At 46.5% G+C, this 23,984-nt stretch carries 19 protein-coding genes, 2 pseudogenes and 3 riboswitches; all 21 genes and pseudogenes read left to right on the forward strand.

Annotated features, from left to right (window positions below):
- Positions 1-856 (forward strand): annotated as a pseudogene (locus tag AB840_RS18285) (TonB-dependent receptor plug domain-containing protein); the annotation flags it as partial.
- 2,089 nt (positions 857-2,945) lie between these two features.
- Positions 2,946-3,449: pseudogene (locus tag AB840_RS18470) on the forward strand (TonB-dependent receptor); the annotation flags it as partial.
- 448 nt (positions 3,450-3,897) lie between these two features.
- Positions 3,898-4,335 (forward strand): Hsp20/alpha crystallin family protein, encoded by a 438-nt coding sequence (locus AB840_RS09025; protein ID WP_048514512.1) that lies wholly within the window; start codon positions 3,898-3,900, stop codon positions 4,333-4,335.
- Between the two features lie 417 nt (positions 4,336-4,752).
- A riboswitch (SAM riboswitch) is annotated at positions 4,753-4,856 on the forward strand.
- A gap of 194 nt (positions 4,857-5,050) precedes the next feature.
- A complete protein-coding gene (gene cysK / locus AB840_RS09030; RefSeq protein ID WP_048514513.1) occupies positions 5,051-5,980 on the forward strand; it encodes a cysteine synthase A in 930 nt (309 codons plus the stop codon).
- Positions 5,981-6,015: 35 nt separating this feature from the next.
- Positions 6,016-7,065: a sulfate ABC transporter substrate-binding protein gene (locus tag AB840_RS09035; RefSeq protein ID WP_048514514.1), complete on the forward strand. Its 1,050-nt coding sequence runs from the start codon at positions 6,016-6,018 to the stop codon at positions 7,063-7,065.
- A 24-nt stretch (positions 7,066-7,089) separates the two neighbouring features.
- Positions 7,090-7,926, forward strand: coding sequence for a sulfate ABC transporter permease subunit CysT (gene cysT, locus AB840_RS09040; protein ID WP_048514515.1), 837 nt, complete (start codon positions 7,090-7,092; stop codon positions 7,924-7,926).
- An 11-nt stretch (positions 7,927-7,937) separates the two neighbouring features.
- On the forward strand, positions 7,938-8,774 hold the full coding sequence (locus tag AB840_RS09045; protein ID WP_048514516.1) for a sulfate ABC transporter permease: 837 nt from the start codon (positions 7,938-7,940) through the stop codon (positions 8,772-8,774).
- Positions 8,775-8,800: 26 nt separating this feature from the next.
- Positions 8,801-9,862 carry a sulfate/molybdate ABC transporter ATP-binding protein gene (locus tag AB840_RS09050; RefSeq protein ID WP_048514517.1) on the forward strand — a complete coding sequence of 354 codons (1,062 nt, stop codon included), beginning with the start codon at positions 8,801-8,803 and terminating at the stop codon, positions 9,860-9,862.
- Positions 9,863-9,883: 21 nt separating this feature from the next.
- Positions 9,884-11,584 (forward strand): adenylyl-sulfate reductase subunit alpha, encoded by a 1,701-nt coding sequence (locus AB840_RS09055; RefSeq protein ID WP_048514518.1) that lies wholly within the window; start codon positions 9,884-9,886, stop codon positions 11,582-11,584.
- Complete coding sequence (locus AB840_RS09060; RefSeq protein WP_048514519.1) at positions 11,568-11,882, forward strand: 4Fe-4S dicluster domain-containing protein; 315 nt, start codon at positions 11,568-11,570, stop codon at positions 11,880-11,882. Before AB840_RS09055 ends, AB840_RS09060 begins: the two co-directional genes overlap by 17 nt.
- Before the next feature lie 26 nt (positions 11,883-11,908).
- A complete protein-coding gene (gene cysD, locus AB840_RS09065; protein ID WP_048514520.1) occupies positions 11,909-12,808 on the forward strand; it encodes a sulfate adenylyltransferase subunit CysD in 900 nt (299 codons plus the stop codon).
- 1 nt (position 12,809) lies between these two features.
- A complete protein-coding gene (locus tag AB840_RS09070) occupies positions 12,810-14,492 on the forward strand; it encodes a sulfate adenylyltransferase subunit 1 (RefSeq protein WP_072061810.1) in 1,683 nt (560 codons plus the stop codon).
- 846 nt (positions 14,493-15,338) lie between these two features.
- Positions 15,339-15,441: riboswitch (SAM riboswitch) on the forward strand.
- Positions 15,442-15,630: 189 nt separating this feature from the next.
- Positions 15,631-15,730, forward strand: a riboswitch (SAM riboswitch).
- Between the two features lie 85 nt (positions 15,731-15,815).
- Positions 15,816-16,868, forward strand: coding sequence for an ABC transporter substrate-binding protein (locus AB840_RS09075; protein ID WP_048514521.1), 1,053 nt, complete (start codon positions 15,816-15,818; stop codon positions 16,866-16,868).
- A gap of 24 nt (positions 16,869-16,892) precedes the next feature.
- Complete coding sequence (locus AB840_RS09080; RefSeq protein WP_078791819.1) at positions 16,893-17,744, forward strand: ABC transporter permease subunit; 852 nt, start codon at positions 16,893-16,895, stop codon at positions 17,742-17,744.
- Between the two features lies 1 nt (position 17,745).
- The gene (locus tag AB840_RS09085; protein WP_048514522.1) at positions 17,746-18,489 is read left to right on the forward strand and encodes an ABC transporter ATP-binding protein; all 744 of its coding nucleotides are present in this window, start codon (positions 17,746-17,748) and stop codon (positions 18,487-18,489) included.
- Between the two features lie 21 nt (positions 18,490-18,510).
- Entirely contained in the window at positions 18,511-19,683 is a 1,173-nt protein-coding gene (locus AB840_RS09090; RefSeq protein ID WP_048514523.1) for a mandelate racemase/muconate lactonizing enzyme family protein, read from the forward strand.
- Positions 19,684-19,702: 19 nt separating this feature from the next.
- Positions 19,703-20,296 (forward strand): DUF1847 domain-containing protein, encoded by a 594-nt coding sequence (locus AB840_RS09095; protein WP_048514524.1) that lies wholly within the window; start codon positions 19,703-19,705, stop codon positions 20,294-20,296.
- Between the two features lie 112 nt (positions 20,297-20,408).
- The gene (locus AB840_RS09100) at positions 20,409-20,783 is read left to right on the forward strand and encodes a cupin domain-containing protein (protein ID WP_048514525.1); all 375 of its coding nucleotides are present in this window, start codon (positions 20,409-20,411) and stop codon (positions 20,781-20,783) included.
- Between the two features lie 119 nt (positions 20,784-20,902).
- Positions 20,903-21,910: an ABC transporter permease gene (locus tag AB840_RS09105; RefSeq protein ID WP_048514526.1), complete on the forward strand. Its 1,008-nt coding sequence runs from the start codon at positions 20,903-20,905 to the stop codon at positions 21,908-21,910.
- Entirely contained in the window at positions 21,904-22,683 is a 780-nt protein-coding gene (locus tag AB840_RS09110) for an ABC transporter ATP-binding protein (RefSeq protein WP_048514527.1), read from the forward strand. Before AB840_RS09105 ends, AB840_RS09110 begins: the two co-directional genes overlap by 7 nt.
- 86 nt (positions 22,684-22,769) lie before the next feature.
- Positions 22,770-23,951: an ABC transporter substrate-binding protein gene (locus AB840_RS09115; protein ID WP_048514528.1), complete on the forward strand. Its 1,182-nt coding sequence runs from the start codon at positions 22,770-22,772 to the stop codon at positions 23,949-23,951.
- Positions 23,952-23,984 lie beyond the last annotated feature (33 nt).

A 23,984-nucleotide genomic window follows, 5' to 3' on the forward strand; every position in this document is an offset into this window, starting at 1 on the left:
GGGCAATAATTCGGTAACAACACGGGATGCCGTCGTGGAAGCAGACCGCGCCAAGGAGGAAGCCAAGCTCGAATCGCAGCAGACGACCATCATTACCCGGGAGGATATCGTCAAAAAGCAAGCCAAATCCGTAGAGGATGTCATATTCAGTGAAACAGGCGTATCGCGTACGGTCGACGCGATGGGCCGTGTTGGCGTGTCCATCCGCGGCGCCGAACCGCGCCATACCCTGATCCTCGTGGACGGACAAGCCGTCATGGGGGACTTTGCCAAATACTATGGCGCCGGGGACGAACTCCTGCGTCAGGGCACGGAAAACGTCGAGCGTATCGAGATCATTCAGGGCGCCGCCTCTGCCAAATACGGCTCCGACGCCATTGGCGGCGTCATCAACATCATCACCCGCAAGCCGGCCCAAACCGCCGGTATGGAGGTCAACGCAGAAGGCCGCCGCGTCAAGGACAATAGCGACGTCTTCCCCTATCAGAATATTTTCCTCCGTGCCGACAGCGGCCAAATGGGCAAGGTCCGGGCCACGATCTTTGGCAGTAAGAGGGATGTATTGCCGATTTATGATAACAGCGGCATGACCCTGCTGCCTCCCAGTATCATGACGACGGATTTGGGCAATTACAAAAATTCCCTGCGCTATTACGGTACCATTTCTAACGTAGGCCTGGCGGCGGAATATGACGTGAACGATCATAACACGATATCTTTTAATGCCAATCACTACAAGGAAGACCTGAAAAAAGATACGAAGCATACGAATACGATCTTTGAGCCCTATCAAAAGTTCAAGCGCACGGCCGACCGCAATACCTACGGCTTGTCGTGGAAGGGAAAACTAGGCTATGCCTGGCTCCATGCCGTGAACAAGAGTGATCCCGATATGCCCCGCCAGCTCCTGGACAAGCCCCAGCATAAGGTCGATATCGGCATCTCCTATGATAATGTCAAAAGCGGTTGGAGCGGCGCTCTCTGGGGAGACTACTACATCAACATGCTCGACAGCAATTCTGTAGCCGGCAACGGCAATTATATGACGTCCGTTAGCGATCCGAATGATGATACAAAATCAGTGATCAAGTACAATTTTGCTGAAGGGGGCAAGCAGACCTACCAAAAGAAGACCTTTGGTATTTGGAACGTCATGGTCCAGAAGAAGCTCGATAAGGATTCCCTCGTCTATTTCGGCGTCGACAATATCTTCAACCATCGCGATTACGACCGGGCATTGCAGGAACGGGTCTATAAAATGGGCTTCAACATGAAATTCGGCTACGATGGACATAAGAAAGAGGAAAGTAAAAAGGCCGTTGTAACGAGTGCCGTTGCAGAAGGGCAAGGAACGGGTGTGGCAGGGAAGGATGGAAAAGAAGTTGTACGTGCAAATGAGAAGTCCGTTGTAGGAACCGCGGCAACAGAAAAGAACAGGCAGCGAGATGCCTTTATTACGGCGCCCTTTGACGTGGACAAGAAGCCCGGTGTCGAGCTGATCGGTGATTATCAGGCTCGTTGGAACGTTCATGGCGGCAGCGACAAGCCCGTAGCTACGGTGACGGCGACGACCCATGTAGGCGATGCGGCAAAGAATATGCTTGATCAAAAGGAACACGGCTTTGAGCAGCGTCTGTGCCTGGGATTTGATGCCCGCATTGGCGACAATACGAATGTCACCGTCCTGGGCAGTGCATCCGGCATGAGCGGCGTCGATACAAAGCACGATGTCAGTGATTCCAGGGGCCTGAATCATCAGCGTTTGGAAAATATGGATGTGACCCAGCATGCGAATAAGTGGGACTTCTCTATCGGCCGTCTCACCGAAGCCATGGGCGTCACGGGTTACTGGTTTGGCAAGGAATACGACGGCGGCCGTGCTGTCTGGACCAGCGGGAAAAATCAGATCCGGTTAGGCTATGGTGATTTCAGCAGCAGTACAGGCGTCAATGATTCGGCCTATACCCATGCGATACGGCAGACCTTTTATCGGGCACCCACGGCCGGCGAGTTTTTAGGAACGAATTTTGGGATGGCTTCGTTACCTGCTGAATTGCGGGTATTAGCTCCGGTAGAGGGAGCCGGTAATACCATTTAATTTTTATCAGCAATTAAAGGCGGCAAAGACCGAAGATGAGCAGGCAAAAATTATAAAGCACATGTTTGATCTGGTAAAGCAGGCCTATGGTGATGTTTTTACAAATGATCAAGGTTTAAATGGTTCTGGTCTTTCTTCCACATATGCTGCGCAAGGGCCCATCATTCGTTATACATACATAGATAAAAGTGGACAACAAAAACAAGCTGAGACTTATGTGGGGATAGGAAAAATCAGTGTACTTGATCCCAGTGCATTGGAAGCGCCTTCGGAAAAAGCATATATGGAACAGTGGCTGAATACGGGAGACAATTTGGAAGAGACTGCCAAGAAGTACAATACGAAATGGGAATCTGTACAAGAGGAATTGGTGCGGAAAGGCGCGCAAGATATTCAAATACAAGGCGGCGCCGTAACCAATTGGCAAGATTTTGTTTCTCAGGGTATAGCGGCAATGCCTGATGCAACCCCTATCTCTAATAATATAGTTATATTCGGAGAATCGAAAAAAGATGAAAATGGAAATTATGTGCCAGATATGGTGGAGACTAGTAACAGGGTGTCTAGATACTGGAGTGCTTTACAAAATTTCTTATATCAGAGTGATCAATATAGTGCATTGCCCCGTGAAAAATTGGGTAATACAGTAGGGTTAGTCGTCAAAGTCACCGGTACGGTCCTGCAGAAAGACACGATCCCGGCCATCGAACGGGCCGCCTACATCCAGGCCCGGCATTCCTTCTCGCCGGACTTCGGCGTCATGGCCTGGTACCTGCGCTCCACGGGAGATGATACCCATTCCTTTGCAGCAGCTCACGGCGATACGAATGACATCGCCTCCTTTGATCAGCTGGCCAACGTCTTCGGCATCGGTGCCCAGTGGCATGTCGGCGATAGGGCTACGGTCTCTTTGGATTACGGTCAGAACCGCACCGACTTCGGCCGCTATATGAACGGCGGCACGATCTACGAAAATCACGAAGCGGGCAACTCCACCTTCGACTTCGGCGGCCGAGCGAGTGGCGGCACGCCCCACTTCTGGGTGGCCCGCGTCGACATCGGCAAGTCCGATACGGACCGGACCGGCAGCTGGAATGCCTTTGCGGACTACAAATACTTCCAGCACGGCTCCACCTTCGGCGGCAACGGCACGGAAGGCGTGCCCGACCGCTACCTCGACGGCATCAAGAGCTTCACCGTCGGCGGCGGCTACGTCCCGGCTAAAGATATCCTCCTGGAAGCGTTCTACACCTTCGACGCCAAGGGCATCGGCAAGCGCGATACCCTCTACGGCAGCGAAAACTTCAGCCTGGGAGACTATACAAGAATCCAAATGACGTATAGGTTTTAGGTGATTTGACAACTCGCAGGCCTGCCGATAAACGAGGACTGGCAGTGAGACGTCCGCTTTGGAGATTCTCTGTTCAGCTATACTGTGTTGCTTGTTGATACTGGCGATGTGCTGTTTATACACGGTGGCATGTCTGCCTTATCATACAGGCCCTGCATTTCCTTCATTTCTGCAAGGGCCGAATCATTTTTTGAAGAGACCGGAAAAGGTGTTGCCCTCCATGAGTTAGACCTGGAATCTGATTCATGGGGAATCAATACAGCCCCGGTCTCTTTTTATCTGCCAATTATGATAAAATTATCAGCACTCTATTGACATGAGTGCTGATAAGGCATATAATATAAGCGTAATCAGGAAGAGGTTAAAGAGAGACTTGCATATAAAAGTCAAAAGAGCAAATTCTTCCTGGTGCATTACAATACTATTAAATTTGAAAGAAGGTTTTACTATGAAAAATTTATTTCCTGTTGTAAGTGCCCATGACTTTTTATCTCCTGACAATTTATTTGATGCATTTTTCAACAATTTGATGCCATCTCAGAATGGCGCATTTGCTGTTCCCAAAGTAGATATTGAAGACAAAGGCAAGGAATATGTTTTGAAAGCGGATTTACCGGGTGTTGCCAAGGAAGATGTGAATGTTACGTATGATAATGATGTGTTGACCGTGTCGGCTCAGCATGAGGAACAGAAGGATGAAAAAGATGAAAAACACAATTATATCCGCAAGGAACGGGTAAGCAGCTCCTTCTGCCGGCAGTTTGCGGTTCGCAATATTCGGAAGGATGATATTCAGGCAAGCTTTAAAGATGGGGTATTGGAAGTTGTTTTGCCGAAGGCTGATATGAAACAGATTGAGGCCAGTCATCGCATTGCGATAAAATAATATATGATAGTTCCCCTTGTTTTATTTTATATGTTTTTCTTGCAAACTGGGATAGATGCAGTATAGTCTATTCCAGTTTGTTTTTTTATAAATGAAATAAAATATCAAAAAATACATAAAAAATATGTCCTGCTGTCCTGGTCTTACAAGAGGAGCAATAAGGTGTCAGCAGACAGAAAACAAGAAAATATATCATAAATATAAAATAAAATATATTATAACATAAATATAAACTTATAACTGCGCGGAAACTATACATATTGACAGAAGTTTTTTTTGAGTGTATTATTTCAATCAACCTTTGAGGATGTATTCAGACAGGATCGGTTGTATATGGAGGACTTAAAAATGAACATCATGTGTTGTGGTTTAATTGAATAGGGAATTGTAATTATTTTCATCTGCAATTCCATATTGAGATCATCGAGAGCAGCAGAAGGACTGGCCTAATGAAGCTGCGGCAACCTCCAGAAATGGGTGGTGCCAATTCCAGCAGGAGTAATATGCCTGATAGATGAGCGGTACGATTCATGGGACGCAATACGTGTAATGCGGCGCTATCTATTCAGATAGCGCCGCATTTTTTGTGTATTCTGTGTATCCGGTGGATGGTGCCAATTCCAACAGGATAGAATACCTGGCAGATGAGCCGTTATGGTGTGAGAGTGCCGCATCATCTGGCGATGTTAGTGTATAGGACAGAAAGGGTGAGGATATGGGGTATATTGCAGCAAATCTGACGGAGTTGATCGGCAGGACTCCGTTATTGAAATTGACGAATTTTGAAAAAAAATATAATACAGAAGCCGATATTATTGGTAAGCTGGAATATTTCAATCCGCTGGGGAGTGTCAAGGATCGTGTTGCCAATGCCATGATAGAGGATGGTATTGCCCGCGGTAAAATCAATAAGGATACCGTGATTATCGAGCCGACGAGCGGTAATACCGGGATTGGGCTGGCTTTTGTTACGGCAGTGAAAAAACTGCGTTTGATCCTTACTATGCCGGATACGATGAGCCTGGAGCGCCGAAAAATAGTACAGGCATTGGGCGCCGAGGTCGTGCTCACACCGGGTCAGGAGGGAATGGAGGGAAGTATCCGTCAGGCAGAGGAACTGAAGACTTTTTACGGCAATGCATTTATTCCTCAGCAGTTTGATAATCAAGCCAATCCGGACATTCACCGCCAGACGACGGCGAGGGAAATCTGGGAGGATACAGATGGCACAGTAGATATTTTTATTTCCTCCGTCGGTACAGGCGGTACGATTACAGGGACGGCAGAAGGTCTCAAAAGCTATAATCCTGCTATTCAGATTGTAGCGGTAGAGCCTAAAAATTCTGCCGTATTGAACGGCGGACCGGCGGGACCGCATCAGATTCAAGGTATTGGAGCCGGTTTTATTCCGCAGGTATTGGATCGGTCTGTGATTGATGAAGTTATTGATGTCACCGATGAAGCTGCGATTGCCATGGCAAGAGCCGTAGCCCTATCTGACGGGCTTCTGGTGGGAATTTCGTCCGGCGCGTCTTTACAGGCGGCCTTGGAATTAGCGGCACGGAAAGAAAATAAGGGAAAGCGGATTGTCGTTCTGCTGCCGGATGGCGGGGAACGGTATTTGTCAACAAATTTATTTACATGATTCCGGATAGGAAGAAAAGATAAGGAGAAAAAAATATGAGACAACCATTCAAAGGCATCATCGCGTTAAGTCTGATTGTGCTTGCCGCCGGGGTACTGGCAGGCTACGGCAGCTCCGGGAAGACAGCGGCCGGCGCGGAAAACGGCAAAATAACGCTCACTAACGTATCATACGATCCGACACGAGAATTATATCAGCAGTATAATCCGTTATTTCAGGCATATTATAAAAATAAGACAGGCAAGGATATTGAAATCGTGCAGTCTCATGGCGGATCCGGCGGACAGGCCCGGTCTGTCATTGAAGGAAGCCGGGCTGATGTGGTGACGCTGGCACTGGCACATGATATTACGCTGATTGAAAAATCAGGTCTTATTCAATCCGGTTGGGTTGAAAAATTCCCGAAGGATTCGTCACCGTATACCTCGACGATCGTTTTTCTGGTTCGCAAGGGGAATCCCAAACAAATCAAGGATTGGGATGATCTGGCCAAGCCGGGAGTCAATGTAATTACGCCGGATCCGAAAAGCAGCGGCGGAGCGTGCTGGAATTTCCTGGGAGCCTGGGCGTACGGGCAGAAGAAGTTCAATAATGACCAGGCACAGATTGAGGATTTTGTAGCGGCTATTTATAAGAATGTTTCTGTGATGGATTCCGGTGCTCGCGGCGCTACGACAACTTTTGTGGAAAATGGGCAGGGAGATGTGCTGATTGCCTGGGAAAATGAAGCAATCAATTCTGTCAAGGAATATCCGGGAAAATTCGAAATCATCACGCCGAGCATTAGTATTCTGGCTCAGCCAAGCGTAGCTGTGGTTGATAAAAATGCACAAAAAGATGGTGTGGAAGATGCGGCTAAAGAATATTTGAATTATCTCTATTCAGACGAAGCACAGAAAATTATCGGGGAAAATGGATACCGTCCTTCTAATCCGGATATTTTGAAGCAATTTGCCAATACGTTTGATTTGAATATCCATCTGGTTACGATCAATGATTTTGGGGGCTGGGATGCGGCTTATGATACATTTTTTAATGACGGCAAAATTTTTGACCAGATTATGGAGAAGGTAAATACTAAATAAGAGTGGATCAAGGAGCTTTTTTGAATGATAAAACAACTTTTGAAAGGAAACCATGTCATACCGGGATTTGGCCTGACCATGGGCATATCAGTGACGATGTTATCTTGCTTTGTGCTTATCCCTCTGGCTTCGGTCCTGGTCTATTCTCTGCATTTGCCGGCCAGCGAGTATGTCAGGATGATAAGTAACGACGGTGTGCGTAATGCGTTCATGACGAGTATTTCCTGTTCTTTCCTTGCGGCGGTGATAAATTGCGTGTTTGGTACGATTCTGGCGTGGGTTCTGGTGCGGTATCAATTTACGGGTAAACGTCTTTTAAATGGAGTTATTGAATTGCCCTTCGCCCTGCCGACGGCTGTTGCCGGTATTACGCTTTCCAAGCTGTATTCTGATACAGGCTTGATTGGCTCGGTATTTGCACAGTGGGGAATTTCCCTGGCATATACGAAAATCGGCTTGACGATTGCGTTGGTTTTTGTCGGCATTCCCTTTGTTGTCCGATCCATTCAGCCTGTGCTGGAAAAACTGGACCCAGCGTATGAAGAAGCGGGAAATATGCTGGGAGCCGCAAAGACGGCGATCTTTTTCCGCATTATCCTGCCGGAATTGCGGCCTGCTATCTTAACAGGCTTCGGGCTGGCCTTTGCCAGAGGTCTTGGCGAATACGGCAGCGTCATTTATATTGCCGGCAACAGCGCCAAGAATCATACACAGGTGGTTTCCTATGTCATTATGCAGAAATTGAATTATGTTGATTATGCCGGGGCCGCTTCGATTGCCTTGGGTCTGTTGGTTATTGCCTTTGTCACATTGTTTACTATCAATATGATTCAAATTCATCAGGCAAGGAGAGCCAGTTAGGGGAGGTACAGATGAAACGAAATAAAACAGAAATGGCACTCATTGCGGTCAGCATGGTATTTATTGTAGTTATGCTCATCATTCCTCTGATTTCCGTGATTGTCAATTCCCTGCGGGAGGGGCTGAGTTTTTATGCGGCGGCCTTGACGACCGATTACGTTATTTCGGCGCTGCAGATTACACTGCTGGCTGCTGTCATTGCGTTGGCTGTCAATACGTTTTTTGGCCTTTTGGCTGCATGGACTGTTACAAAATTTGAGTTTCGGGGCAAACATATTTTGACGACGCTTATTGATATTCCTTTTTCCATTTCACCGGTTATTGCCGGCTTGGCTTTTATTATGACCTTTGGCCGTATGGGCTGGGCCAGTGAGTACGTAACGGCATTGAACAGCATTTTGGGGACGGATCTGCAAATCGTTTTTGCCGTTCCCGGTGTCGTGCTGGCTACTATTTTTGTTACTTTTCCCTTTGTGTTTCGGGAGATCATTCCGGTTCTGAACGCCCGGGGAAATGACGAAGAAGAGGCAGCCGCGCTTATGGGAGCTGGTGGGCTGACTATATTTTTCAGGATTACCCTGCCGCAGATCCGATGGGCTTTGCTTTACGGTGTCATTTTATGTACTGCCAGAGCGCTTGGTGAATTCGGGGCCGTCAGTGCATTGTCGAAGGCAAGGGGAGCGACTTTTACCCTGCCTTTGGAAATAGATGCGCTCTATATGTCCGGCCAGTCCGATTCTATTACGGCTGCATTTGCCGTTTCCTCTCTGCTGGTGCTGCTGGCTGTCGGGGTGCTGCTGCTGCGGAGCTTTATCGAATATAAAAGTGAGCGAAAACGCGCGTTGTGAATACATAGAGGGGGGCATGTACAACCATGTATGTTGAAATGAAACATATTACCAAACAGTATGGCGGCTTCACCGCGTCTGACGATGTCAGCTTCGGCATTGAAAAGGGTAAGCTGGCAGCTCTTCTGGGCCCGAGCGGCAGCGGCAAGACAACGATTCTGCGCATGCTGGCAGGCCTGGAAGTTCCTAACAGCGGCGATATCTTTATTGCCGGCCGCCGCATCAATACGATTCCTGCCGCCAGACGCGGCATCGGGTTTGTCTTTCAAAATTATGCATTGTTCCGGTACATGACTGTTTTTGAAAATATTGCTTTTGGCTTGGAGATCCAGAAAAAGAAGAAATCGGAAATCGAAAAACGTGTGACGGACTTAATCGGCCTGACTGGTCTTTCCGGTCTGGAAAAACGCTATCCCAATCAGCTTTCCGGCGGCCAGCGTCAAAGAGTAGCGTTTGCCCGTGCGCTGGCCCCTAATCCGCAGGTACTGCTTTTGGACGAACCTTTTGCGGCTATTGATGCCAAGGTCCGGCAGGAACTGCGTAATTGGCTGAAGGATACGATTCATCGTGTGGGCATTACCAGTATTTTTGTTACGCATGATCAGGAAGAGGCGGTTGAGGTGGCAGATGAAATTATTATTACCAATCATGGCCGGATCGAACAGTCCGGACCGCCTGCGGCTATTTACAAAAAGCCGGAAACGCCCTTTGTAGCGCAGTTTATCGGTGACTCTGCCGTTGTCAGCAATTATGAGTGCCTCAATGGCTTTGATTCCATCAAAGGCGCCGGCAAGGCCGTCATTCGTCCGGAGTTTGTCAAGGTTTATAAGCAAGGAGCACTTCACCGCTATATCAGTGCGGCGGAAGAGGGAAGGGTGGAATCCGTCGTTTTCCGTGGCAACCATCTTGACTTGACGGTTGCAGTCAAAGATGTGTCTATTCATGCTGAATATTCCATGGAAGAGGCTCCCGTTGCGGTCGGAGAGAACGTAACGGTTCTTATCTACAGGTTGTATGTGTTTGACGAGAACCGGACATATTTGACGGAAAATAAAGCGATGAAGGACACCAACCTATTCTACATTTAAATGAAAAGGAGATATATGCAGATGAAAATGAAGGAACCGCAGTTGATTCATACTGATGTTCTGATCATAGGCGGCGGCACGGCAGGCTGTTATGCCGCGCTGACCTTGAGCAGCCGGTCTTCGCTCTCCGTAGTGATTGCCGAAAAAGCAAATATCCGGCGCAGCGGCTGTCTGGCTGCCGGCGTTAATGCGTTGAATGCGTATATTACCAAGGGGCATACACCGCGGTTTTATGCCGATTATGTAAAAAAAGACGCAGACGGTATTGTCCGGGATGATTTGGTCATCTCCATGTCGGAGGGACTGAATCGGGTGACGGCGGTATTAGAACAGCTGGGGCTGGTTATACTGAAAGATGACAAGGGCGAATATGTTGCCAGAGGACCCCGAAATATTAAAATTAACGGTGAAAATATTAAGCCGCTGTTGGCGGGAGCTGTCGAGAAGGCCTCTCATGTACGTATTTTGAATCATGTCACGATTACGGATTATATTGTCCGGGACAATCGTATATTAGGTGCGTTTGGCTTCAGCATGAGAGACGGCACGGTGTTTGAAATCAGAGCCAGGACGGTTCTTTGCGCTGCCGGTGGCGCGGCTGGATTGTACCGGCCGAATCATCCCGGCTTTTCGCGTCATAAAATGTGGTATTCCCCTTTTAACACCGGCGCCGGGTATGCTATGGGAATCCGGGCCGGTGCGGAAATGACCACGTTTGAGATGCGGTTTATTGCGCTGCGATGCAAGGATACGATTGCTCCGACAGGAACAATTGCGCAAGGCGTCGGGGCCAGGCAAATTAATGCTGCCGGAGAAGTGTATGAACAAAAGTATGGACTTACGACATCCCAGCGTGTTTACGGTACGGTAAAGGAAAATCAGGATGGCCGCGGACCCTGCTATCTGCAGACAGAAGGGATTACGGAAAAGCAGGATGAAGAGCTGATGAAGGCCTACCTGAATATGGCACCCAGCCAAACTTTGAAATGGATTGAGGCCGGTGTCGGGCCGAGCCGGCAAAATGTGGAAATCGAGGGAACTGAGCCGTATATTGTCGGCGGCCATACCGCCAGCGGATATTGGGTCGACACAAGCCGGGAAACGACCATTCATAATCTATATGCCGCCGGAGATGTTGCCGGCGGATGTCCGCAGAAGTATGTGACAGGCGCCTTGGTTGAAGGCGAAATTGCCGCGCAGGCTATCATTTCCCGAATAGAACATGAAGATAACGTAGAACTGCTGACAGCGGAGGAGGAAACACAACTGCTGCGTCAGAAAGCTGCTGAATATACGGAGAGGGTATCTGATACGGACTCGCTTTTTACTGTGGAACAACTGGAAGAAGCCATGCAGTCTGTTATGGATACCTATGCCGGCGGGATTGCCAGTCAGTATCGATATAATGAAAAGCAGCTTGAATTGGCAGAGCGCAGAATTCGTCAGATTGAAACGCTGAGTGATACCGTAACCGTACGGGACTGGCATGAATTGATGCTTCTGTATGAGCTTTGCGAGCGGCTTACGGTGTGCCGCGTTCTTATTGCGCACCTGCAAGCGAGGAAGGAAACGCGATGGCATAGCTTTGCCGAAAATCTGGACTATCCGCAGAAAGATGAGGCTTGGCTGAAATATGTCAATTCCAGAATGAAGGATGGCAGCATCCATATTATATTCCGGCCGCTTGTTAAAGAGGGAGAACGGTATGAGCATACGAATTGAGCAGGAAAAATGTGTGGGATGCGGGCAGTGTACCGAGGTATGCCCCGGCAGCCTGATTGAGCTGAACAGTACAGGAAAGGCATATATGCGGTATCCCCGGGACTGCTGGGGCTGCGTATCCTGCGTTAAAGAGTGCTCCTTTGGAGCCATAGAATTTTTCCTGGGTGCCGATATCGGCGGCATAGGAAGTAAAATGCATGTAGAAAAGAAGAAGTCATATATGTACTGGAGGATTACGACGCCTGACGGTGAAGTTAAAACAATCTGTATCGATACGCAAAAATCCAATGCATATTGATCTCATAGAAACAAGGAGGCAGTATTATGAGTGAATTATCTCATCTTGACAAGTTGGAGGCGGAAGCGATTTATATTATCCGGGAAGTCGCTGCCGAGTGTGCAAAGCCGGTCATGCTCTATTCCATCGGCAAAGACAGTTCGGTTATGCTTCATTTGGCACGAAAAGCTTTTTATCCGGAAAAACCACCGTTTCCATTTCTTCATATCAATACAACGTGGAAGTTCAGGGAAATGATCAAATTTCGCAATGAAACAATGAAAAAGTATGGTCTCGACTTTATTGAATACATCAATGAAGAGGGGGTCAAAAAAGGGATCAATCCCTTTGATTATGGTCCGGCATATACGGATATCATGAAAACGCAGGCTTTGAAGCAGGCCTTGCAGCAATATGGTTTTACGGCGGCATTTGGCGGCGGCCGGCGGGATGAGGAAAAATCACGGGCTAAGGAACGTATTTTTTCTTTTCGCAACAAGGCACAGGCCTGGGATCCTAAAAATCAGCGTCCGGAAATGTGGAAACTGTATAATACGCATATTCATCAAGGGGAAAGCATGCGTGTGTTCCCTATTTCTAATTGGACGGAAAAAGATATTTGGCAATATATTAAACGGGAACATATTGACATCGTTTCGTTATATTTTGCCGATGTTCGTCCTGTCGTATACCGCAGCGGCAATATCATTATGGTGGATGATGACCGTATGCGGCTGCAGCCGGGAGAGAAAATTCAGCATAAAAAAATCCGGTTTCGCACCTTGGGGTGCTATCCACTGACCGGGGGCATCGAGTCGGATGCGGAGACGCTGGATGGGATCATAAAAGAAACCCTGAGCGCCGTATCATCCGAACGAACGAGTCGTGTCATTGATAACGAAGCGGCTGGCAGCATGGAAAGACGAAAGAGAGAGGGGTATTTTTAACATGAGCGGATTATTGAAATTTATTACGTGCGGCAGTGTAGATGATGGGAAATCGACACTGATCGGACATTTGCTATATGATGCCAAATTATTGTACGCAGATCAGAAAAAAGCGCTGGAACTGGAAAGCAAGATCGGCAGCCGCGGCGGCGCTATTGATTATTCCTTATTGTTAGATGGTCTTATGGCGGAACGAGAACAAGGCATCACCATTGATGTAGCATATCGTTATTTTAGTACAAATGCGCGCAGCTTTATTGTCGCCGATACGCCGGGGCACGAAGAGTATACGAGAAATATGGCTGTGGGCGCGTCTTTTGCCGAATTAGCTATTATCCTTTTGGATGCTACAAAGGGAGTACTCGTACAGACGCGGCGTCATGCCCGCATTTGCGCGCTGATGGGCATCCGGTATTTTATTTTTGCTGTCAACAAAATGGATTTGGCCGCATACAGTGAAAGCCGCTTTTGTGAAATTACGGCGCAGATTGAAGCCTTACGTGACGAATTGAAGCTGGCACATATCAGTATTATTCCCGTTTCTGCGACAGAGGGTGATAATGTGACGGAAAAGCATGATAAAATGCCGTGGTACAAGGGTCCGACTGTTCTGTCATATCTGGAACAGGCAGATGTAGAAGAAACGAAAGAGCCGGGATTTTATCTGCCGGTACAGCGGGTTTGCAGGCCGAATCATACGTTTCGCGGCTTTCAAGGACAGATTGAGAGCGGGACCCTTTCCGTCGGGGATACGCTTACGGTGTGGCCCAGCGGCGAAGAGGCCAAAGTCAAATCGATCCTGATAGGGATGGAGGATTGCGGCAGCGCTGGCAGGGGCCAGCCTGTTACGGTTCAGATGGATCGTGAAGTAGATGTATCCCGGGGCTGCGTGTTTGCCAAAGATGCCGATATACATGCCAGTCAGCATATTACGGCGTCTCTTTTGTGGATGGATGATGACGAGCTCCGTATTGGCAAAGAATATATGGTCAAGCTGGGCACCAGAGAAATTGTCGGACTTCTTACGGAAATTCAATATAAGGTGGACGTAAATACTGGGGCTTTCCGGCCGGCTTCTAAAGTGACAAAAAATGAAATAGCGTTGTGTACCCTGTATCTTCAGGAACCGGTGGTCACCGATGCCTTTTCACGCCATCGGACACTGGGCGAGCTTATTTTGATTGACCGTATTACTCATATGACGGCAGCTTGCGGTGTCGTAACGGATATGGGCAATGTGGGCAGCGCGCATACATTTGTATACGGGAATCTGAAAGGACGCGGTGATGTTTTTGAAGAATATTTTTATGGTATGGAAAGCTTGAATATTACCAAGCAAAAAGCCGGGCAGCACGTCTATTCTCCTGGTGACGCCATTCCTTTATCCGGGAAAACCTATCGGTATCCTTCTGATTTTGATATTATCATACTTCGCGATGCTGTTGCCGTTGCCGTGCGGGGTGGAAAAGTGGAGCGCATAGTGGCTCTTGATGCGTACCGATATGACGGCAGACCCGTCGTAAACGGGCGGGGATTTGCTGTTCAGATTTCGTCTCAGGATGAGTATGATGCATTTATCAAAGATTATAAACAAACTCAAGGCAAGCCTGATGCAGAATTATTTGACAAATGGATGAAGTTTGAAACGTATCGGGATATCAAATTTCATGACGACTTTGAATGATCGGATTCGCTTGTGTCCAGAGCAGCCAAAGGATACTGTCTTCTTGGGCAGACGGTGCGATTTGGCAGCGTGAAGGGCTTATGAAATATGAAAAATTTACTTGCAAATTTGTAGATGAGATCCAAGCCGGCACTGCACGCCAGGTTGGCAGTTGTGAAAAATGTATTTAAAGGAGCAAACAATATACATATAAGTAATTTGACCGCGTTCTTTATACATGCATAATGCATAAAAAGAATGATGAAAATTACAAAAAGTATTTCATGTATTCGCTTTTTATGGTATACTATACACATAGAAAGCGGGTAGGGAATTGAAGTAGTATAAGAAAGTATTCTGCAACGGAAAGGAAGCATCCATTATTTCGTATTCGGATGATCGGAAAGCTGTGAGCAAGTAGATTTAGTATGTAATGGTTGGTGCACAGAAAGAGACTGTTTGTAAAAGAAAGAGTAAGAATGTATGTGTTAGTGATACTCAGGGAAAGCAAATAGTCTGGATACGAAAACTGTACGACGATGGTTCTGGTGATGTAAAAAGAAAGCTGTGAGTTCCCTACGTAATACCGCTTTCAGTACAAGGCGATGGCCGATGAGGGTATCGCCTTGTTTTTTGTGGTGATGCCGGTCTTATTGGTTTATTGCAAAAAGTAGTAAAAGGTGCTTGACAAGTGAAATGTATTAGTGTATTCTTTGCTATAAGCATTGCAATGTGTGAATTTGAACGCAGTATGTGTAATAGGATTGTATGGAGGACTTAAAAATGACCATCATATGTTGTCGTAAAACTCAATATGGAGGTACCTTGTAGTTTCTTCTGTGTACAACTCCATATAGAATATAGTAAACATCATCAAGAGCAGCAGAGGGACTGGCCCTGTGAAGCTGCGGCAACCTTCCGGAGGGAAAGGTGCCAATTCCAGCAGATTTATATATCTGACAGATGAGCGAATACAAGTATGCGCAAAGGGCGCCATCTGTTTAGATGGTGCTTTATTTTTTTTGCCTGTACGTGTATAAGCGGCTTTTTATTCTATCGGGAGTTATGTCATGAGAAACGTAAAAAAATTTATCAGCATCATGTGTTGTACAACTGAATAAGGTATTGTGCATATAAAAAACACAATACAACCGAGAAAACATCATCAAGAGCAGCAGAGGGACTGGCCCTGTGAAGCTGCGGCAACCTTCCGGAGGGAAAGGTGCCAATTCCAGCAGAGTATATCTGACAGATGAATGGAGTTATGTAGGCAAACGTCATCTGCAGAGAGATGGCGTTATTTTTTTTTATTAAATTTATCAGCATGGAAAAGAGGCGGCGAATGTGAAAAATCGAGTATGGTTACTGCTTTGCATGGTCATGGTGACCTTATTTGCAGCAGGATGCAGTGATCAGGATATGGGAAGTGCTAAAAAAACATCAGCAGCAACTTTTACCTCGTCTAATCCTTATAAAGGAGAGCTGTCGGGAGTTACATTGAATGTCGGTTCGTCTTCGTCAGATCTCGCACAGGCGATCGTAAAGGCTGCCGGCTTGGATAATACGCCGTATACTGTGAATTATCATAATTTGCGGGGAGGCAATTTGGTGCTGGAGGCAATGGCAGCTGGACAACTAGATGCTGGCTGCGGCAGTCAGATACCGCCTATTTTTGCTTCTCTCAGCCAAAACGGCGGCAATTTTAAAATTATTGCAATCAGAAAAGGGAATACGCTGGATCAGGAGCTGATTACGGGACCGAAAACCAAAGATACTATCAAAACGGTAGCTGATTTAAAAGGAAAAAAAGTGGGATATGTCAAAAACACGACGGCCCAGTACTTCTTATATAAAATGCTGGAGGAAGCGGGTTTGACCTGGAATGATGTTGATGCCCTTCCCATGTCGACATCGGACGGGCTGTCCGCTGTTATTACCGGAGATATTGATGGCTTGGCCAGCTATGGCAATTCCATTATATCGGCAAAGGATAAAGGTGCGGTGACGGTTAAGTCCGGGGCGGATATTCTTTCCGGTGATTATTATTGGTATGCGGCTCCGGCAACCATCAATGATCCGGCAAAGCATGCTGCGCTGGTCGATTATCTGGAACGGATCAATGAGGCCGATGAATGGGCGAGACAGCATCCTGATGAATGGGCCGCGTATTATGCCAAGGAAACGAATCAAGATAAGGACGCCGTTAAAAAGCAATTTGTAGAGGGCGAGCAGCAGCGGAAGGGAAGGATTGCTCCTATTGACGCGGCAACGATTGCGTCGGAGCAGGACATTATTGACAGCTTTTTGTCTCTAGGCGTACTTTCCAAGCCGATTCAGGCGGCCCATCTGTTTGACCGGTCTTTTGATCAGGAAATCGCTAAATTTAAAATATATTGATAGTGACCTTCAAGGGAGGTTTATATGGAAAAAAGCACAAGTCCTACCTGCTCTTCTTCTGTTTCAGAAAATCGGGGGTGGTATATCAAAAAAAAATTTATTCCGGTAGTGTGGAAAAATGCGAGTAATTTGGCGCTGGCCTGGCTGATTCCCGTGGGACTGCTGCTGATATGGGGATATTTGTCGGCCAGCGGAAATTTGAATCAGCTGTTTCCGACACCGCGGGAGCTGGTACAGACCACGGTTCGGTTGATCAGTGACGGAACCTTGTTTGATAATCTGCGGATCAGCCTGATACGGGCTGCAGGAGGATTGGCCATTGGCGGCGTGATCGGTTTTGTCTTGGGAGTGTTGACGGGGCAGTTTGAAACGGCTGATACGATTCTGAATACGCCGATACAAATGATCAAGAGCGTGCCTCGTCTGGCCGTTTTGCCGCTGATTCTTATCTGGTTTGGCATTGGAGAAACGGCAAAGGTTGTATTAATTGCCCTAAGTACATTTTTTCCTGTTTATTTAAATACCTTTCATGGAATTCGTTCCATCAATCCGGAATTGATCGAAATGGGGAAGGTATACGGATTTTCTTCGTGGGAAATGTTCAAGCATATTACGTTTCCCGGAGCGATATCTTCTATTATGATCGGTGTCAGGCAATCATTAGGAAGTACTTGGCTGATATTAATCGTTGCCGAGACGATAGCGGCAAAATCCGGTATTGGGTATATGGCAACTAACGCCAGAGAATATATGATGATGGATGTCATTGTGCTGAGCATGATTTTATATGCGTTGCTGGGGATGGTATCAGACCGTATTGCTGTTTCTATTACCAAACGGCTGCTGCAGTGGGACCCCAATTACAGGAGATCATAATATGGCAGGATATTCAATTCAAATACGAAATTTGACTAAAAGATACGGCAGCACTGAGGTATTGAGGAATATTAATCTAACAATCAAAGAGGGTGAGTTTGTCGGTTTGGTCGGCAAAAGCGGCTGCGGAAAAAGCACGCTGCTCAGAATTGTTTCCGCACTGACACGCAGCAGCGGCGGCAGCATACAGATCGACGGGAGAGAAGCTTTGGAAATAGATCCGGAGGTACGGTTCTTGTTTCAGGACGCACGGCTGCTGCCGTGGAAAACGGTGCTGGAGAATGTAATATTAGGTTCTCCAGAGAGAAATAAGGAAAAAGCACTGCAGGCGCTGCAGGCAGTGGATCTGGAGGATCGAAAAAATTTCTGGCCTTCCGATTTATCCGGTGGGCAGCGGCAGCGGGTGTCTCTGGCCAGAGCTCTCGTGGGAACTCCGCGGGTATTGCTGCTGGATGAACCGCTGAGTGCTTTGGATGCACTGACGCGCATCAATATGCAGCGACTCATTGAAAAACTATGGCAGGAATGGCGTTTTACCGTCGTACTCGTTACACACGACGTCAGTGAAGCGGTGTACCTGGCTGATCGCGTCATACTCATTGAAAATGGGGAAATAGGGTTGGATGAAAAAATAAAGTTGGCACGGCCCAGGTTAAAAAATAACGATTCAGCATATTATGAAGGGAAAATACTGGATCGTATTTTGAAACCACAGCAGCCGGAACTGATACAATATACAATTTGATAATAAAGGAGAGCGTCTATTATGAAAATTACGCAAATTGAAATATTTTATGTCCATACACGTCCTAAAACGGGACAGCGTCCTATTATTGTCAAGGTGACGACGGATAGCGGCATATATGGCTTAGGAGAAGCCGGCATGGCTTACGGCAGCGGTGGCAGTGGTGCCGTAGGGGCCATTAAGGACTTTGGCCGTCTTATTCTTGGTGAAGATCCGTTTAATACGGAAAAAATATGGGAAAAATTACTGAAGAAAACCTTTTGGGGACAAGGCGGCGGTACCGTTATTTTTACGGCAATTTCCGCGTTGGACATCGCGTTGTGGGATATTAAGGGAAAGGTTTTACATGTTCCGGTGTATCAATTATTGGGAGGAAAAAGCAATTCCAAGCTTCGGGCATATGCTTCACAGCTCCAATTTGGCTGGGGGCCTGTACGAGAAGCCAAGGCAACTGTTGAAGAATATGCGGAGGAAGCCAAAGTGGCTGTGAATGATGGCTATGACGCGATTAAGATTGATGTATTGGCCTTTGATGGGCAGGGAAAAGTACAGGAAAAATTAGAAGGTCCCCTGCCGCATGCCATTGTTTCTTTGGGAGCGGCCCGTGTGGCCGCTATGAGAGAAGCCGTCGGTCCGGACGTGGATATTATTATCGAAAATCACGGACACACGGATTTGGTCAGTGCGATTCAGTTTGCCAGAGCCATTGAGCCTTATCATATTTTCTTCTATGAAGAAATCAATACACCGCTCAATCCGGCGCTGCTGCAGGCTGCTAAGCAAAAGATAGATATCCCGATTGCATCAGGAGAACGGATTTATTCGCGCTGGGGATATCTGCCATATTTCCAAAACCGGTCCATTGATGTTATACAGCCCGATCTGGGATCCTGCGGCGGGTTTTCTGAATTCAAAAAAATTGCTGATATGGCGCATACGTATGAGGTATCCGTGCAGGCCCATGTAGCAGGGACAGGAATTGCCGAAGCGGCAGCACTTCATGCTGAAGCCAGCATTCCTAATTTCTGCATTCATGAACATCACCAAAAGGTGCTGCTGCCGGAATATCAGGAACTTTGCAAATATAATTATCAGCCGGTTCATGGAGCGTATACCGTGCCGGAATTGCCGGGAATCGGGCAGGATATTACGGAAGAAGTATATAAGCAATCCGATTACGTGCTTGTCCAGTAGCGTGCAGAGGAGGAAAAATATGATTGGAGATTGTGCAAATTGTAATTGCGCACATGTTTGTGCTGTAAAGGGAGTCAGCTGCAAGCCCGTGGAACAGGAAAAAATTTTGGGTCTGTACACGGCGGAGGAGCAAAAAATAATGGAGGCTGCGGCCTATGTCGAAGCGACGTATTATATGCAGTATACCCGCATTCAGGAAACGGCTGCCTTTGCTCAAAAGATGGGGTATACAACCTTGGGATTGGCTTTTTGCATCGGTATTAGTAAAGAAGCCGAACTGATTGCCAAGTATTTTTCTAAATTTTTTACGGTATATTCTATTTGCTGCAAAAACTGCGGTATATCCAAAGATGTATTAAAGTTGAAAAAAGTTCATCCGGAAAGTGCCGTGGAAAGCATGTGTAATCCAAAGAGCCAGGCACATTTTCTGAACGAACAGCATTGTGATCTTTTTATATCGGCAGGGCTATGTGTAGGCCATGATGCGTTATTCAATAAGGCTTGTGATGGACCGGTAACGAATTTGATTGCTAAAGACAGGGTACTGGCACATAATCCTATAGGTGCGGTGTATTCCAATTATTGGAAAGGCAAATTGGGAATCAATGATTGACGGCGGCAAATGATCTGTGACTGGCGGGGAACGTGTTAGGTGATCTCAAAAGCCGCAGGCGAGTCAGCGTAGAATAATTTAACAGAATTGAATATGAATGGAGACCCGTATAATGTATATTACGAATTTAGATACCATCAAATCGGCAGAGGTGCCTCAAACAGGAAAGGCAGGTATTCCGATTTCAGTAAAATGGCTTTTGGGAGAACCGGAGGGAGCACCTAATTATGAATTGCGATATCTTACCTTCCCGGTACACGCTTCGACACTGTATCATAAGCATGCATGGGAACATGAGGTTTTTATAGTGAAAGGGCAGGGGATTTTAAAAACACGGCATGACGAAATTTTATTGAAGGATCATGATGCAATACTAATTTTACCAGGGGAAGAGCATCAATTATTGAACCGATCTGAGACGGATACCTTTGATATTATTTGTGTTGTTCCTAAGGGGACGAGGTCCTTTTCCTGCCAGTGCGGTTAAAAAAAGCAGCTGTAAAAAGTGTTGCAGGGCACAAAAAGCGGTGTCAAAATTGATTTGTATATAGTACATATATAATATGTATATAAAGATTTAAAAAAAATGTGGCAAGAGGTGATAGTATGACACAGTTGATTTCAGCGGTTCTGTATCCTGCGGAAAAAAGCGTGCTTTTTTTCAAGCGGCTGCCAGTCCAATTGTTTTTACCGGTCCTGTCCGTAGGCCTTGCTATTGCAATGGATCAGATTTTGCCTAGAGCGGCTGAACAAAAGGTAGTGGGACATCCTTATTTTACGTATCTGCTGGGAGTTACGCTTTTGGGATATATGGGAATGATACTGGTGGGATTAAAATATGTCAAATGGCATGCCGCGGCTGTCTATATCGCTCCGTTTTATGCAGGGGTTACGTTACTTTTAAATGTTTTGAATATGTTGACTGCTAAATATGCCCTTCTTCCTGTACTGTATTTTCCGGCAATGGATCGGGTATTGGAGGTATTGGTCAATGATGCCTCGTATTTGGCGACCTGTGTAATTTATTCGTATCGACTTTTATTTATTGGCTGGTTTTTCGGAGCGATTGCAGGGATTTCTACTGGAATTTTACTTGGATTCAGTAAAGCGGCTAATTATTGGATATGGCCTTTTATTCGTACGATCGGTCCTATTCCGTCAACGGCATGGATTCCGCTGGTGTTGGTGGCATTCCCTTCTGTGATTTCGGGAAGTGTTTTTCTGATTGCGCTGGCAGTATGGTTTCCGACAACGGTTCTTACAAACAGCGGAATTGCCAATATCAATAATTCATATTTTGAAGTGTCTGCAACATTAGGAGCGGGACGATGGTATCAGATTTTTAAAGTAGGCATTCCGGCGGCAATGCCCAGTATTTTTCAGGGATTGTTTAACGGTACCTGTGCTTCTTTTATTACGCTGGTAACAGCAGAAATGCTGGGAGCAAAATATGGTTTGGGGTGGTATATTAATTGGCAGAAGGAAATGATGGCGTATGCTAATGTGTATGCCGGCTTGATTTTGATTGCAGCAAGTTTTTGTCTTATTATTACAGGATTATTTAAATTTAAGAACTATATATTGGTATGGCAGAGGGGCGTAATAAAATGGTAGGAAGTATCCGGATACAGGAAGTGGAAAAAAAATTTGTCAATGGTTCCGGAGAAAATGTGCAGGCATTATTCGACGTGTCCCTGGATATTAAGCCAGGATCTTTTGTGTCGGTTATCGGGCCTTCCGGATGTGGGAAATCTACTTTATTGCGGCTTATTTCGGGACTTTCCCAGCCGGATAAGGGGCATATATTTTTGGACAATATGCAAATAACGGCACCGGGAGCTGATCGTGGATTTATGTTTCAAGAACATAATTTATTTCCCTGGCTGACAATTTATGATAACATCGCATTTGGTCTCCGGGCCAGAAAGCTATATAAAGAAAATAAGGAAAAAGTCACCGGCATTCTGCATTTAGTTGGATTAGACGGATTTGAATCCTATTATCCGCATCAGTTATCAGGCGGTATGTGCCAACGAGCATCTTTGGCGCGTGCGCTTGTCGGAAACCCCAAGGTTTTGCTGCTGGATGAACCGTTGGGAGCACTGGATGCGTTTACACGAATGAATATTCAGGATGAGATACAGCGTATTTGGAAAGAGGAACATATGACAATGGTTATGGTGACGCATGATGTGGACGAAGCGGTATATCTGTCCGATACGATTGTTGTTATGACTGCCCGCCCCGGCAGGATCGTCAAGCTGGTGCACGTCGATTTGCCCCGTCCCCGCGACCGAAGCGCTGAAAATTTTTTCCGGTATAGCTCAGAGGTACTGCGGCTTTTGCATTATGGCGGTACTATAACGGAACCGGAGTTTTATTTATGATATTACATGGGCGCATGGGCTGTTCCTGTACGGAAGGCATATAGTTTGAAATTATTTTTCATTTTATTAAAGGAAGTGACGTTGTTATGAATATAAAGATAAAAGGTGTTGCCGTTTTAGTATCGGCATTGATTCTGACCGGTGTATTAGCCGGCTGCGGTACTGAATCCGAAGTGACAGGCAGTGACGAAAAAAAAGATGCTCCATATCATTTGAAGGTAGGATATTCACCGTCTTTGTGCCAGGCCGCACTTTTCGTTGCATATGAGAATGGCTATTTTAAAGAGGAGGGTCTGGATGCCGAATTGATCCAAATTGATGCGGCACATGCCAGTGATGTTATTGCGGCGAATCAGGTAGATGTTCTGCAAGGCTTAGCCGCTAAAATGATCCAACCCATTGAAAATGGCTTGCCGGTTAAAGTAACTGCCGGTATTCATACGGGCTGCATACGGTTGTTGGTTCCGGAGAATTCTCCGATTCAAAGTTTGAAGGATTTAAAAGGAAAAAAAATCGGAGTTCCCGGTTTGGCGGATTCAGGAACGATCATCGCAAAACGAGCGCTGTATTTGGATGGAGTTGGCGTAACAGATAAAAATCTGGAAGTAGAGTTTTCTGTTTTTTCCCGCAACGATTTACCGCAGGCACTGCAGAAGGGAGCCGTTGACGCAATTAGTTTGACCGACCCGGTTGGCGCGATTGCAGCGCAGGAATACGGCTTGCGTACATTGGTGGATACGGCCCAGACACCGCCGTTTGATCAGGAATATTGCTGCGTCAGCATGGTTACGAATAAATTGGCAAAAGAACATCCTGATGTTGCCGAAAAGGCTACCCGGGCTATTTTGAAGGGAGCTGCATGGGTGCAAGCCCATCCGCAGGAAGCTGCGAAGTTGGAATTGGATAAAAAGTATGTAGCCGGCAATTTGGAGTTAAATACGGCCTTACTGAAATCATATCATTTTATTCCTTCGGTTCAGGGCGGATATAATGCAATAAAAGATTGCACGGAACAACTGGCTAAGATCGGCTTGATTGCCCCTGATACAGATGCCAGAAAATTTACGGATGCGGCGTTTTTGTTTTTTAAAGGCTTGGAGGATACCCCCCAGACTGCTCAAATAGAAGGAAGTTCCGGAGCAGGAGCGGGTGCGAATGATGTTCCTGTAAAGAAGATGGGGTATATGTCCGGTTCGCTGTCAGATGAAAACCGCGATTCTTCAGCTAAAGCAGAAAATATTCCCGATTGCTGTGCGCAGGAGACCTAGGATAGATAGCTGCACGGATAATAACATAGCAAG

The organism is Megasphaera cerevisiae DSM 20462 (assembly GCF_001045675.1).
GTDB classification, from domain to species: Bacteria; Bacillota; Negativicutes; order Veillonellales; family Megasphaeraceae; genus Megasphaera; species Megasphaera cerevisiae.

What these genes read in the sequence shown, in the direction of transcription:
- cysT (WP_048514515.1), top strand. Translation starts at nt 7,090, where the DNA reads ATGATAAAACAACTTTTGAAAGGAAACCATGTCATACCGGGATTTGGC.
- AB840_RS09025 (WP_048514512.1), top strand. Translation starts at nt 3,898, where the DNA reads ATGAAAAATTTATTTCCTGTTGTAAGTGCCCATGACTTTTTATCTCCT.
- cysD (WP_048514520.1), top strand. Translation starts at nt 11,909, where the DNA reads ATGAGTGAATTATCTCATCTTGACAAGTTGGAGGCGGAAGCGATTTAT.
- AB840_RS09055 (WP_048514518.1), top strand. Translation starts at nt 9,884, where the DNA reads ATGAAAATGAAGGAACCGCAGTTGATTCATACTGATGTTCTGATCATA.
- AB840_RS09050 (WP_048514517.1), top strand. Translation starts at nt 8,801, where the DNA reads ATGTATGTTGAAATGAAACATATTACCAAACAGTATGGCGGCTTCACC.
- AB840_RS09095 (WP_048514524.1), top strand. Translation starts at nt 19,703, where the DNA reads ATGATTGGAGATTGTGCAAATTGTAATTGCGCACATGTTTGTGCTGTA.
- cysK (WP_048514513.1), top strand. Translation starts at nt 5,051, where the DNA reads ATGGGGTATATTGCAGCAAATCTGACGGAGTTGATCGGCAGGACTCCG.
- AB840_RS09060 (WP_048514519.1), top strand. Translation starts at nt 11,568, where the DNA reads ATGAGCATACGAATTGAGCAGGAAAAATGTGTGGGATGCGGGCAGTGT.
- AB840_RS09115 (WP_048514528.1), top strand. Translation starts at nt 22,770, where the DNA reads ATGAATATAAAGATAAAAGGTGTTGCCGTTTTAGTATCGGCATTGATT.
- AB840_RS09080 (WP_078791819.1), top strand. Translation starts at nt 16,893, where the DNA reads ATGGAAAAAAGCACAAGTCCTACCTGCTCTTCTTCTGTTTCAGAAAAT.
- AB840_RS09090 (WP_048514523.1), top strand. Translation starts at nt 18,511, where the DNA reads ATGAAAATTACGCAAATTGAAATATTTTATGTCCATACACGTCCTAAA.
- AB840_RS09110 (WP_048514527.1), top strand. Translation starts at nt 21,904, where the DNA reads ATGGTAGGAAGTATCCGGATACAGGAAGTGGAAAAAAAATTTGTCAAT.
- AB840_RS09045 (WP_048514516.1), top strand. Translation starts at nt 7,938, where the DNA reads ATGAAACGAAATAAAACAGAAATGGCACTCATTGCGGTCAGCATGGTA.
- AB840_RS09085 (WP_048514522.1), top strand. Translation starts at nt 17,746, where the DNA reads ATGGCAGGATATTCAATTCAAATACGAAATTTGACTAAAAGATACGGC.
- AB840_RS09070 (WP_072061810.1), top strand. Translation starts at nt 12,810, where the DNA reads ATGAGCGGATTATTGAAATTTATTACGTGCGGCAGTGTAGATGATGGG.
- AB840_RS09100 (WP_048514525.1), top strand. Translation starts at nt 20,409, where the DNA reads ATGTATATTACGAATTTAGATACCATCAAATCGGCAGAGGTGCCTCAA.
- AB840_RS09035 (WP_048514514.1), top strand. Translation starts at nt 6,016, where the DNA reads ATGAGACAACCATTCAAAGGCATCATCGCGTTAAGTCTGATTGTGCTT.
- AB840_RS09105 (WP_048514526.1), top strand. Translation starts at nt 20,903, where the DNA reads ATGACACAGTTGATTTCAGCGGTTCTGTATCCTGCGGAAAAAAGCGTG.